Origin of the sequence: Phaeobacter gallaeciensis DSM 26640, assembly GCF_000511385.1 — a bacterium.
Taxonomy (GTDB): domain Bacteria; phylum Pseudomonadota; class Alphaproteobacteria; order Rhodobacterales; family Rhodobacteraceae; genus Phaeobacter; species Phaeobacter gallaeciensis.
The window spans coordinates 3,033,728-3,046,342 of the sequence record NC_023137.1; the positions used below are offsets into that span (position 1 = coordinate 3,033,728).

General features: G+C 59.0%; 11 protein-coding genes. 5 read left to right on the forward strand and 6 right to left on the reverse strand.

Going from position 1 to position 12,615, the window contains the following annotated elements; all coding sequences use genetic code 11:
- Positions 1 to 107: 107 nt before the first annotated feature.
- Positions 108 to 503, forward strand: coding sequence for a BlaI/MecI/CopY family transcriptional regulator (locus tag GAL_RS14620; RefSeq protein WP_014873615.1), 396 nt, complete (start codon positions 108 to 110; stop codon positions 501 to 503).
- Entirely contained in the window at positions 493 to 1,644 is a 1,152-nt protein-coding gene (locus GAL_RS14625) for a M56 family metallopeptidase (RefSeq protein WP_024098342.1), read from the forward strand. The genes GAL_RS14620 and GAL_RS14625 overlap by 11 nt, the downstream gene beginning before the upstream one ends.
- A 130-nt stretch (positions 1,645 to 1,774) precedes the next feature.
- Here GAL_RS14625 and GAL_RS14630 read toward each other — a convergent pair whose 3' ends face one another.
- The 5 genes from GAL_RS14630 to GAL_RS14650 form a co-directional block, all read right to left on the reverse strand.
- Positions 1,775 to 4,057 (reverse strand): methyl-accepting chemotaxis protein, encoded by a 2,283-nt coding sequence (locus GAL_RS14630; RefSeq protein ID WP_024098343.1) that lies wholly within the window; start codon positions 4,055 to 4,057, stop codon positions 1,775 to 1,777.
- 167 nt (positions 4,058 to 4,224) lie between these two features.
- Positions 4,225 to 5,475, reverse strand: coding sequence for an NAD(P)/FAD-dependent oxidoreductase (locus GAL_RS14635; protein ID WP_024098344.1), 1,251 nt, complete (start codon positions 5,473 to 5,475; stop codon positions 4,225 to 4,227).
- 53 nt (positions 5,476 to 5,528) lie between these two features.
- Complete coding sequence (locus tag GAL_RS14640; protein ID WP_024098345.1) at positions 5,529 to 6,959, reverse strand: aldehyde dehydrogenase family protein; 1,431 nt, start codon at positions 6,957 to 6,959, stop codon at positions 5,529 to 5,531.
- Positions 6,959 to 7,903, reverse strand: a complete 945-nt coding sequence (locus GAL_RS14645) for a proline racemase family protein (protein ID WP_024098346.1) — start codon at positions 7,901 to 7,903, stop codon at positions 6,959 to 6,961. Before GAL_RS14645 ends, GAL_RS14640 begins: the two co-directional genes overlap by 1 nt.
- Complete coding sequence (locus tag GAL_RS14650; protein ID WP_024098347.1) at positions 7,894 to 8,853, reverse strand: dihydrodipicolinate synthase family protein; 960 nt, start codon at positions 8,851 to 8,853, stop codon at positions 7,894 to 7,896. Before GAL_RS14650 ends, GAL_RS14645 begins: the two co-directional genes overlap by 10 nt.
- Positions 8,854 to 9,014: 161 nt before the next feature.
- On the opposite strand from GAL_RS14650, the gene GAL_RS14655 reads away from it, so the two are divergent.
- A complete protein-coding gene (locus GAL_RS14655) occupies positions 9,015 to 9,677 on the forward strand; it encodes a GntR family transcriptional regulator (RefSeq protein ID WP_024098349.1) in 663 nt (220 codons plus the stop codon).
- Between the two features lie 29 nt (positions 9,678 to 9,706).
- On the opposite strand, the gene GAL_RS14660 is transcribed toward GAL_RS14655, so the two are convergent.
- Positions 9,707 to 10,651 (reverse strand): glycosyltransferase, encoded by a 945-nt coding sequence (locus GAL_RS14660; protein ID WP_024098350.1) that lies wholly within the window; start codon positions 10,649 to 10,651, stop codon positions 9,707 to 9,709.
- Between the two features lie 427 nt (positions 10,652 to 11,078).
- Here GAL_RS14660 and GAL_RS14665 point away from each other — a divergent pair, with 427 nt between their 5' ends.
- A complete protein-coding gene (locus GAL_RS14665; RefSeq protein ID WP_040104109.1) occupies positions 11,079 to 11,513 on the forward strand; it encodes a sugar 3,4-ketoisomerase in 435 nt (144 codons plus the stop codon).
- Entirely contained in the window at positions 11,513 to 12,610 is a 1,098-nt protein-coding gene (locus GAL_RS14670) for a DegT/DnrJ/EryC1/StrS family aminotransferase (protein ID WP_040104110.1), read from the forward strand. The genes GAL_RS14665 and GAL_RS14670 overlap by 1 nt, the downstream gene beginning before the upstream one ends.
- Positions 12,611 to 12,615: the final 5 nt, after the last annotated feature.

A 12,615-nucleotide genomic window follows, 5' to 3' on the forward strand; every position in this document is an offset into this window, starting at 1 on the left:
TTGCCCGACACCTGCGGCCTCGGTGCTGAACTTCTAAAAAAATAGTTTTCAAACGCACCTGCGATCCCCTAGCATGATCAAAGCCTAAGAGAACCGGACACCACATGATGCGTAAGAAACAGGACAACCCGCTTTTAACAGAGGTTGAACTCGAGTTCATGACCGTTGTTTGGGAAACCGGCGGCGGCACGGTGCGCGATATTCTGGCCGAACTGAACAAACGTCAGGAACGCGCCTATACGTCGGTCGCAACCGTGCTGAAAATTATGGAACAAAAAGGGTTTCTGACCAGCGAACGAGCTGACAGATCCTTGGTCTACCGCCCGGCGGTACCCAAAGCGGATTATCAGAAAACCACTCTCAAGAACCTTTCGAGCAAGCTCTTCAACGGCGCCCCGGCGGCCCTGGTAGCCCGCCTGGTGGACGATGAGGATGTCACCGACGAGATGCTCGTGGAGATACGGGCCTTGCTGAATGAAAGGTTGGGGGACGATGAACGCTGAGAGTTTTCTGAACGCCTATATTGACCTGAATTTACTGTTGTTTGCGGGCACCGCGCTTTGGCTGGCGTTGCGCGCGATCCTGACCCGCAGCCGACTGGGCCCGGCGTTTCGGCCACAGCTGCGGCTGCTGAATGGCATGACGCTTTTGTTGACCTTGTCCCCCGTGCTGGTGGTGGCATTGACCACCTATGTTGTGTCGCAGCCGCCGACCCTGTCGGACATGCTGGTCGCGCAATACCTGCAGGGCAATGTCAACATGAGCGCCACACGGTTTGAGAGCATTCTTGGCCTGCGCGAGGATCTGGTGCGGGCCTTGATGGCACAGAGCAGCCTCTGGGCTCAGCTTGCAGTGACTGCGCTGATCGTCGGGGCCGTAGTCTCCGTGGCACAGGTGTCATTGGCGGCACTGCGACTGCGGGCATCGCTACAGCAGGCCTATGTCTGGAAACATCTGGGTAGCGTTCAGATTCGTATCAGCGACAAGAGTACAGTTGCCTTCTCCACCCGCGGCTTGTTCACTCGCTACGTCGTACTGCCATCCGCGCTGATCACCAACCCGTCGGATTTGCGGTTGAGCGTCGCCCACGAGCTGCAGCATTTCCGCCAGCGAGACGTTGAATGCGAATTCCTGCTGGAGGCACTGCGGCCGCTTCTGTTCTGGAACCCGGCGTATCACCTCTGGCGTCGCGAAGTCCGCATGCTGCGAGAATTCGCCTGTGATCAGGCACTGATGACCCGAGGGCAGCGTGATATTCGCGCCTATTGTGAATGCTTGATCCGGGCCTGCGCACTGGCGACGCAGGATCCTATCCGCTTTGTACAGCGCAGCCCGTCGGTGGCCTTGGTTGATCGTCGCGAGGTGCGCCGCGGAGCAACGTTGGCGCGACGGATTGATGTGGTCACCGCGGCACAACCACAGGACACGCATCTGTTCGGCTGGATGCTGGTTTCCGCCATGCTGGCGACTGGAGTTCTGGCCACCGCACTGCTGATGCAGCGCCCCGGCGATTGGAGCCATGACCGCATCATGCTGTCGACGATCGTCAATCTTGAGCGTATGGCCCATCGAAACGCCGTGCCTGAGACCAGCCAAACGGCGGTAACGGCACTGCAGGGCGGGTTCATGACCCTGAGTAAGTAAGCCTGTCAGATGTGTGACTGGGTAGAACCCGGTCTGATAGGGCGGAGGCGCGACTGCAGTCGACGTTACCTCACGATAATCAGATCAAGCATTTTGACCGACCTACCCGTTTTGACGTGCCGATCTCAGATCAGCCATAAGAGTGGCCCCTGTTTCCGGCATCATCAGCTACTGCCCAGTCATCGGCACTGTCATGCCCGGAGCCATTTCCAAGCTGGAACCGCGACACCACGCCGGTAAGCGCCTGCGCCTCGTTCTGGAGCAGCTGGCTGGCTGCGGAGGCTTCTTCGGACATCGCCGCATTCTGCTGGGTGGTACTGTCCAGGCGCCCGACGGCATTGTTGATATTTTCCAAACCCTTGGATTGCTTCTGCACGCCCTCTGCGATTTCGGTGATAAGGTCGGAGACATTTGTGACCTTGTCGATGATCCCGCTCAGCGCATCACCTGCGCGACCAACCATGGCAACACCGTTTGCGACATGCTCCTCGCTGGCCGTGGTCAGTCCCTTGATCTCACCCGCCGCTTTGGAGGCCCGCATCGCAAGCGCGCGCACCTCTGAGGCGACAACTGCGAAACCGGCACCGGCCTCACCCGCACGGGCTGCCTCCACACCTGCGTTCAGGGCCAACAGGTTGGTCTGAAACGCGATATCGTCGATCATATTGATGATCTGCGAAATCTGTTGAGAGGCCTCTTGAATTTGATCCATCGCCTGCACCGCCGAGGTAACGATATGATTGCTGTGCTCGGCCTCATTGCGGGTACCGCGCATGGTTTCATCCACCTGCCCGGCCCGGTCAGCCGTCTCGCGAATACTATTGGTCAGATCCTGAAGTGCTGAGGCCGTCTCCTCCAATGTCCCGGCCTGAGATTCCGTCCGATGCGCCATTTCCTCCGCAGAGGCGCGCTGCTCTTCCGAGAACTTATCGACGTTATGGGCGGCATCGACCACCTCCGCGAGCGAGTCACGCAGGTTGATAAGGCTGCGATTGAAATTCTCCCTCAGAGTTTCGTAGTGCTCAACAAAAGGCTGCCCGATATCACAGGCCAAATTGCCTCGTTGCAGTTCAGCGAGGGCCCCACTCATTTCTTCTACCACTGCGGCGGTCTGCTTGGCCGCCTCTTCTTCGCGTTCTGCAGCCTCATCGGCGATCAGCAATTTGTCACGGAAAGTATCTAGGCTGCGGGCCAGATCTCCCAATTCGTCGCCGCGATCACGTCCGTTGATTTCACTCGCATAGTCTTCTTCGGCCAGCGCATTGGTCGCCTCGCGCAGGGCCAGAATAGGGCGGGTGACATGACGCGCGGCCACAAAAGACACCGCAATCGCAATCAGAACTGAAACACCGATCATCAGCATTGCAACAAGCCGGATTTCTGTCACCTCAGCAAAAGCTTCATGCTCGTCAGTCTGTAGTACCAAAGCCCAGTCGAACCCCTTGATATTCAAAGGCCTGACAAGGGTGATCACCTGTTCTCCTGATACCGAAGTGGAGCCTTCAAACATCCCGGCCTCACCTGCGGTGGCTGATTTGATTTCTGCGCTTTCGGGTAATTTATCCCCCGTGGCGAACTGGCCTTCAATGACGGAGGGGCTGCGCGCAATACCATCTCGGCCTACCAGAAAGATGTTCTGATGCCCATCGACCTTCATGTTGGATGTCAGTGCTGTCACAACTGACGCACTAGAGATTTGCACAGCCATCACGCCGATGACTTCTTTTTTCTTGTTGAAAACCGGCACACCCATGAAAGCACCAGCCGCACCGCCACCCGGAGCGTAGGCGGCAAAATCGGCGGTTACCACCTGACCGGCCTCAGCATTGAGCGCGGCATTGAAGACCTGCCCCAGGCCGCTATCCGCATTCTCCCCGGAGCCGAATTGCTGAATGAAATCCTCGCGCTTCTTGACCGAATAGAGCAATTGGCCAGAGGCATTCAGAAGATAGAGATCCTCATAGCCGTTGACCTGCAAAGACTGCAGAAACGTCGGGTGGTAGGTGGCGTGCGACTGGCTGTAATATGACCCGTCACCAGGATCGCTCAGCAAATGACGTTCATTCGCGGCATTGGGGTTTTCTTCTATGTAGTGACGCCGCAAGAAGCCGGTCGGCTCCTCCTCGATCATCTTATAAACACGGTCAAAGTTGTTGATGGCGCGGAACACCGTCGGCTGAGAGGCATTGATCGACAGATCACGGCGCGCGGCCTCCATCATGAACGTCAGCGCCTGCTCACCGGAGCGAGCCGTTGTCTCCTTCGAGGCGTAGACAAAGTCGCGAATGCTCTTTTCCGCCATCGAGTAAACAAGGAATGAGACTGTCACCAGAAACGTTGCTGTCAGGGCCACCATGATTAGGGGCAGTTTCAGCTTGAGCGAAAGTTTCGGGGCCTTGGCCATGACGCGCATGTCTCCTCCTTGATAGTGCCGATTCTGCCGCAATGCGACGGAACGCCCCAAGAGATAGCCATGCAATTCCTTCAATTTCGTTCACGGTCGGTTTGCGCACATTGCCCGCGACGGCGATGCCCTGCCCTGTCTTGCAGCCTTATCAGAGGTGAAGGCGGCTCAAGACATCAGAAACGGTCTGGCGCGAACGGTGCCAGATCAATTGCCGGATCGCGTCCTAGCGCCAGATCTGCGACCAGCTCCGCCGTGGCGGCCGATTGGGTTAGCCCGACATGCCCATGACCAAAGGCATAGACCACCCGCGCATCACGCCTGGCGCTGCCAATCACCGGCAGGCTGTCAGGCAGAGATGGACGAAACCCCATCCAGCGGGTGCCATCTGCGGTGTCCAGCTCTGGCATGAACCGCGCGGCCTTCGCCAGCAGCGTATCGGCGCGTTTGAAGTTTGCAGGCCGTTTCAACCCTCCGAGTTCAACCGCGCCTCCGACCCGAACACCGCCACGGATACGGCTCACCACAAAGCCATGACGGCAAAAAGTGATATGCGTGCGCAGATCGAAGCAGCCTGCGGGCAAGGTGGTGTTGTAGCCGCGCTCCGTCTCCAGCGGCAGCGGGTCGCCCAGACGGCGGGTCAGTTGATGCGACCACGCCCCTGCGGCCACGACCACAGTGTCAACCCGGACGTCCTCCCCGTCTGTCAGAAGACGCAGTTTCTCACCCCCGGCTTCAAGATCACGCACCTCTGCCCGGCGCAGTTGGCCACCCCGCGCCATGAAGATCTGAAAGAGGTGTTCGACCCAGGCTTTTGGATCGCAGGTATTCATCCAGTCAGGGGTGAAGCCTGCATGCGTGAACCGGGGGCTGAGCCCCGGCTGAATTTCGGCAATTTCGGCGGGGCTATGTAACAGCGAGAACCGGATGCCGTGATCCCGACGCAATTGCCAGCCGCGCTGGCTGGCGACGAACTCAGCTTCGGACTCGTAGAGTTGCAGAGCACCGTCGCGCTGCATCATTGCCTCGCCTTTGGTGTCGGAGATCTGGCGTTCGGTCGCCGCCTGCGCCAGCTGCATCAGGGATGCTTGGGCGCTGACCACCTTCTGATACCGGTCCCGCCAGCTGGCGCGCCAGAAGCGGATCAGCCAAGGTGTCAATTGCAGAGCGTAAGAAGGCGGGACCGACAGCGGGCCAAGCGGGTCCAGCAGCCAGGCCGGTGCCTTTTTCATGATCCCCGGTGTGGCCAGTGGTTCGAGGTCAGTGAATGCAAAGGCCCCGGCGTTGCCTGCAGATGTTTCTTCGGCGACGCCCTTGCGATCCAGCAGGATGACCTGCCCGCCCGTTGGCGCCAGTTCGCTCTGCAGGCGCAGCGCCGTGCTGACGCCAACAACACCTGCCCCGATAACCACAATCGTTTTTGTCATCTGCCCTGCCTTCGCAACGGAGGCGAGGCTTTCACCCCGCCACCTGACCGTCTTTACGCTAGGGTATATGCGGTTTTGACCTTGGTATAGAACTCTTTCGCATGGCTGCCCTGTTCGCGCGCACCAAAGCTGGACCCCTTGGTGCCACCGAAGGGCACGTGATAGTCAACGCCCGCAGTGGGCAGGTTCACCATCGCCATGCCAGCCTCGACATGTGCCTTGAAATGCGTGGCATATTTCAAAGATCCTGTGCAAATCCCCGCGCTGAGGCCAAAAGGCGTGTCATTGGCCACCACCAGAGCCTCATCATAATCCGCCACGCGGATCACAGAGGCGAGCGGACCAAAGACTTCCTCTTGATTGATCCGCATGTCATTTGACGTTTCGGTGACAAGCGCGGGCGCCAGATAGAACCCCTTGGTACTGCGCTGCAGCGTCTGTCCCCCAAGCACTCGCCCGCCCTCGCTGGCGGCCACGTCGAGATAATAGAGATCCTTCTCCAACTGCCGCTCATCCACAACCGGCCCGATCTGAGTGTTGTCGTCCAGAGCGTTGCCGACCCGCAGGCCCGTCATCCGCTCTCCAAGTGCTGCAACAAAACGGTCGTGTATCCCCTCGGTCACGATCAGCCGCGAGGATGCGGTACAGCGCTGGCCTGTGGAGAAAAACGCACCGTTGAGGCTGGCCTCCACCGCCGTCTCAAGATCCGCGTCATCCAATACCACCATTGGATTCTTGCCACCCATTTCCAGCTGCAGCTTTTTGCGCTGCGCCCCGCAGGCCGCCGCGATGGCGCTGCCGGTCTCAACCGAACCGGTAAAGGAGATGGCGTCCACATGGCGGCTTTGCACCAGTGCCTGACCAACCGTACTGCCTGTGCCGAACACAATGTTGAATACACCCTCCGGCAAACCCGAGCGACTGATGATCTCTGCCAGGGCATGCGCGCACCCCGGCGTCAACTCAGCCGGTTTCAGAACAACCGCATTGCCATAGGCCAGCGCCGGCGCGATCTTCCAGGCGGGGATGGCGATGGGAAAATTCCAAGGCGTGATCAAGCCGACAACCCCCATCGGAGAGCGCGTCACCTCGACGCCGACACCGGGCCGCACCGAGCCAAGGATTTCGCCCGCCTGGCGCAGGGTTTCACCTGCAAAGAACTTGAAGATTTGCCCGGCGCGCGCGGCCTCGCCAATCCCTTCAGGCAAGGTCTTGCCCTCCTCGCGAGAGAGCAGCTTTCCCAGTTCAGCCTTGCGGGCCAGAATTTCGGTGCCGATGGCGTCCAGCACATCAAATCGCTGCTGTGGCGTGCTGGCCGCCCATCCGGGAGCTGCGGCGCGGGCAGCGCTAATCGCATGCTCCATGTCCTCCGCGGGACTATTGGCAGCATATCCCAAGACGTCCTGCGTATCGGAGGGGTTGATATTGGCGGCGGCGGCGGCGGTCTCTGACCAGTCGCCTGCGATTAGGTTTTTATATTCCATCAGTATACCTCTTGGCTGGTGATCCCCGCCCGGTAGGGGTCGGCAGGGTCAAAGTTCAGAACAGTGTCACCGGTCACAAAGGCCGTACCGGTAATCGTTGCGATCACACCTCCTGTCGGGCCTGGGCGATAGTGCAGCGCGTAGGTGCTGCTGATTACGCTCTCTTGGATCCAGGTCACACCCGGCGCCAGATCCCCGTCTGCAGCCAGACAGGCCAGCTTCGCCGCAGACCCGGTGCCACAGGGGGACCGGTCATAAGCCGTTCCGGGGCAAAGAACGAAGTTGCGCGCATGACCAACGCGGGTCAGGGGTGGTCCGACAAATTCGATGTGGTCAATCACCGCCCCGTTGCGGCCAGTGATCCCCTGCTCTGCCAGGGCCTGCCGCAGAGCCACAGCACTGGTGGTCAGCTGGTCGACATGGGCCAGGGTTAGCGGTGCCGGAACATCAGAAGTCAGAAAGAACCAATTGCCACCCCATGCGATATCGCCGGACATCCGCCCCTGCCCTGGCACCTCCACCACAACATCAGCCCGATACCGATCACTCTCTACATTTTCGACAGCAGCCCTGTTCGCTGTCTGCAAATGCACACCAACGGTGCCGACCGGCGTTTCGATATGATGTCGCCCCAGATCAAGACGGCCCAGATGATGCAGACTCACGGCGGTGCCGATGGTGGCATGACCGCACATGCCCAATGGTCCAATCGGATTGAAGTAAATCACCGCTGCCGCAGCTGTAGGATCACTTGGCGGCACCAATAAGGCGCCCACCATAGCGTCGTGACCGCGTGGCTCGGACAGCACCGCACTGCAGAAAGCGCGGTGATCCCTAAACAGCCGATGCGTCCGTTCTGCCAGTGATCCGTCGCCCAGATCTGGCCCGCCAGACAGGATCAGACGGGTCGGCTCGCCACCGGTATGACTGTCGATTACGCGCATAGGGTGGCGATGTCGGGCTGCTGGCTCCAATCCGCATACCAGCTGCGAAACAGCGCATACTGGGCCTCGACATAGGCCTGTTGGCTGGCGCTCAACCGGTCGCTTTCGTTGAAGTGCAGGCGGTATTCGCTATCCCCGTTCAGCACCATCAGATGCTTGTAATAAAGGACCAGATCCGCCCCCTCATCAAAGGAGGAGAGAACCGCTAGCGCCGCTTCCAGCTCCAGAGCCTGACGCCGGGCGGTGGCGTTCCCTTTCGCTGCGAGTTGGCAAAGAGCGACAAGGTGCAGGACCTCATCCGGCAGCGCATTCCCGATCCCCGTGATCGCGCCCCCGGCCCCGCAGTTGACATAGCCGTGGAATACAGTGGTATCGACACCGATCATCAGGGTGACACTGCTGTCCTGAGAGGTGATATTTTCGGCCGCATAGCGCAGATCGTCAGCGCCCCCAAATTCCTTGAACCCGATCAGATTTGGATAATCCTTGCGCAGATCGAAAAACAGATCCGCCCGGGTAGCAAACCCATAATAGGGACTGTTGTAGATCACCGCCGGCAACGTTGGTGCAGCAGAGAGCACAGCGGCGAAGTGGTCGCGTTGTGCCGCCACCGAGCTGCCTCGTGACAAGACGCGCGGGATCACCATGAGACCGGCAGCCCCCACCTCTGCAGCATGGGCAGCATGGGCTGCGGCTTGCACCGTGTTGACGGCGCCGGTGCCGACAATGGTCGGAACGCCAGCCGCAACAAGGCGGGCGACCCCTTCCATCCGCTCAGCATCGCTGATCAGTGGCCAATCGCCCATGGAGCCACAGTAGACGACCGCGGACATGCCTTTGGCGATCAGTTCCTGCCCTTTTTTCACCAGCGCATCAAAATCAGGGCGCCGATCAGCGGTACAGGGGGTCATCAGGGCCGGAATGCAGCCGGAGAACACAGGGTTTATCATGGTTGGATCCTCTCCAATGGGTTTGAACCTGAGCCCGCAAGGCGCGCCCGGCGCTGATGACGCCTTCATAATGCATATTGGATCCAATATTCAATATCTGATTTATGCGCACTTCCCCCACGGCCATGATCAGGGATATAACAACGGCAGGGAGCGCAGATATGAAGTTGAAATCCGTAGATATATCCAAGACCGCCTCCGCCTCGACGATCGTTTTTGACGCCCTGCGCAAGGCCATCATCGAAGGCGACCTGAAGGAAGGCGAACCGCTGCGGCAGGATGAAATAGCCCAGATGTTCAACACCAGCCGAATCCCCGTGCGCGAAGCAATTTCGCGTCTGGAGGAGCAAGGACTGGTAAAAACCCAACGCTACAAAGGCGCCGTGGTCTCTGGCCTGTCAGCTCAGGAAGCTCAGGAAATCTTCGATTTCCGGGCCGTGTTGGAATCTGAAGTTATCCGCCGCGCAGTACCGCGCATGTCCCCCATGGCTATTTCTACTGCGAAGGCCTGTCTGGAGGCGTTCTCGCAATCCGAAGATCCGATGACTTGGGGTGATTTGAACCGCGATTTTCACTCCACGCTCTATCGGGAGAGCGGGCTGCAGTATCATATGGATGTGATCGACAATGCGATGGATCGCGTCGACAGTTATCTGCGGGCGCAATTGGTACTGTCCAACGGCAACGAACGCGCCAATGCCGAGCACCTCGCGATTTGGGACGCCTGTGTTGCTGGAGATGCCGACCTTGCAGCGGCGCTCACACGCGACCACATAACTGGCGCCTGCAAAACCCTGCTGGACACTCTGAAGGACCTTGGTTGAGGCCTACGGATCGATGCCCCAAGCGGCGCTCAGGCGGTTTTGAGCGCTTTTTTGAGGCGACGGCGTTCGGATAGGGCAAATCCCAGCACCCATGAGGGGTGTCTCCAAGCTGAGACCCCGAGCTTTCGCAGCCCCCCTTCCAGATAGGATCGGCGCAGTTGTCGTTCCTCCAGTCGGCGACGCATGGCTTTTACAATTGGATCTTGGTCACTGAGACCAAACACCTGTGCATCTGCAAGACGCTGACGTAGAAGAAAAATTTCTCGACCGACTTCAATCAGACGCTTGTTTCGAAAGGCTTCTGCATCGGCAATGCGACGTGCTGTACTGGTCTGGCCCATACCGACGCGATATACAATGAGCTCTTCGTCGATGAACGCCACCCTGCCCTCAAGCGCCGCTCGGAACCCAAGAACAAGATCCTCGTAGCAATCCGCAAACTGAATGGGACCATACTTGCGGAACAGTTCTTTGTGCCATGCGCAGGTCGCACCGAGGAACAACTGCATGGAACAGGCGGCCGACATGGCATCGGTTCGGGTATAGAAAGTGGCTTTTGCATAGGATTTCGGCATCGGTTTGCCGTCCAAGGTCTCAACGTGACCATGTGAGAAGGACAGAAGCGGATCGTCGCGCTCAAAGACTTCAATGGTGCGCGCCACACGACCCGGCAAAGAGATATCGTCACCAGAGGCCGCAATGATTACATCCCCGGAGCTAAGCTCAAAACACCGTTCGATATGTTTATTCACGCCCAAATTCTGCGGATTTTTGTTCAGCACAACGGAATGTGGCCCCGCGTAATCGGCAACCAGAGCCCGCATCACCTCGAAGGTATCATCCTGCGAGCAATCGTCCGACAGAAGGATCTCGATCGGGTCACTCTCCTGCGCAAGAACCGCCTCAACCGCCTCTTTCACATAATCCTGCTGATTGTAGGTAAGAAGCACAACTGAATAGCGGTATTTGTTCATTTCGACCCAATCCTACCTGCACACTCGTGCAGAAAATCCATTTCTGTTCCGCCGTCTGCCGCCCTGGGCTCGTTGTCAGGCACGCCTTGTTTGCGGTCTGCGCGCGACACCAACCGGAGAGGAGAGGCTGCGCCCCATCAATAGAGCAGTTCGCTCTGCGGTTCCATGGAAGACGTCGCTTGCTCTATCATGCCCCCGCCCATTCTCTCCCTTGGAGCTGAGCGACATGGTCCCGAACTAGAGAACCGCATTCTGCGCAAGGCGTGCCCTTGCCTCAGCCAAGTTCCGCAGACCATCCGCAGTATGTCCAATTCGATTGATCGGAGGCGACAATATGGTAGACAACTGAGCCAATAGATTAGACCGGATCGCACTCTTGTGGTGGGAAATCCGACGCCTGTTCCGATCAGCTGCGACAAGCGGATCGATGTCACAATACCGGAGTGCGGATTTGCCCCTCAGCGACTGCAAATTTATAGACCTGCCCAAGATCGAAGATGCCCGCGGCAACCTGACATTTGTCGAGGGGATGAACCACATCCCGTTTGATATCAAACGGGTCTACTACCTTTATGATGTGCCGGGCGGATCCGATCGCGGTGCCCATGCTCATAAGGGTCTACACCAGTTCATGATTGCAATGTCGGGCAGCTTTGACGTGGTTCTGGATGACGGGGTCAATGAAAAACGCTTCCATCTCAACCGCTCCTATTTCGGCATCTATATCTGCCCGATGATGTGGCGCTATCTCGACAATTTCTCGTCGGGCGCGGTCTGCATGGTCATGGCCTCCGCGCCCTATGACGAGGGGGATTATATCCGCGATTACGGCGCATTCCGCCAAGCGGTCGGCGTCAAATGATGCAGGTCCCCTTCCTCGACCTGAAGGCCGCGTATGATGAGCTGGCAGAGCAGAGTGAACCGAAGATGCTGGAGAGCCTGCGATCTGGCTGGTATATTCTCGGCCCTGAGGTTTCCAGGTTTGAGCAGGATTTTGCCAGCTACTGCGAGGTCTCGCACGCTCTTGGCGTGGCCAACGGCCTGGATGCCCTGAGACTCGCCCTGGTGGCGCTTGACATCGGGCCGGGCGACCGTGTCCTCGTCCCCTCCAACACCTATATCGCCACCTGGCTCGCGGTTTCCCAATGTGGCGCAATCCCGGTTCCGGTGGAGCCTGATCCCGCGACCCACAATATCACCGCCGAGGGTATTCGGGCCGCCATGGTCCCCGGAACCAAGGCCGTCATACCTGTCCACCTATACGGGCAACCTGCGAATATGACCGCCATCATGGCAACCGCGCGTGATCTCGGGCTGAAGGTCATCGAAGACGCCGCTCAAGCGCATGGCGCCTGCTGGGATGGACACCGCATCGGCGGTGCCGGCGATATCGTCTGCTGGAGCTTCTATCCGGGCAAGAACCTCGGCGCGTTGGGGGACGGCGGTGCGCTCACCACCAATTGCGACACTCTGGCAGAGCGGCTGACGCTGCTGCGGAATTACGGCTCGCGGGAGAAATACCGCAATGAGATCGCAGGCTTCAACAGCCGCCTTGATCCGGTTCAGGCCTCCTTTCTGTCGGTCAAGCTTGCGGTGCTGGACGACTGGAATGCGAGGCGCGCGACGATCGCAGCCCGCTATCTGTCGGAGCTGGATGGACTGGGCCTGACTCTGCCGTATGTCGCCGCAAAGGCCGATCCAGCCTGGCATCTGTTCGTGGTGCGTCACCCGGAGCGGGACCGGCTAGCCGCCGATCTGGCGCAGACCGGCGTTCAAACGCTGGTGCATTACCCTATCCCACCGCATGCTCAGGCGGCCTACGGCGATATGGGCCTGACGGATGAGGCGCTGCCGCTGGCGGCGACCTTGGCACGGGAAGTGCTTAGCCTGCCTATCGGCCCGCATCTGAACACCGCGCAGATCGATCATGTGATCAAGAGCCTCAGACAGCTGGCCTGATCGCC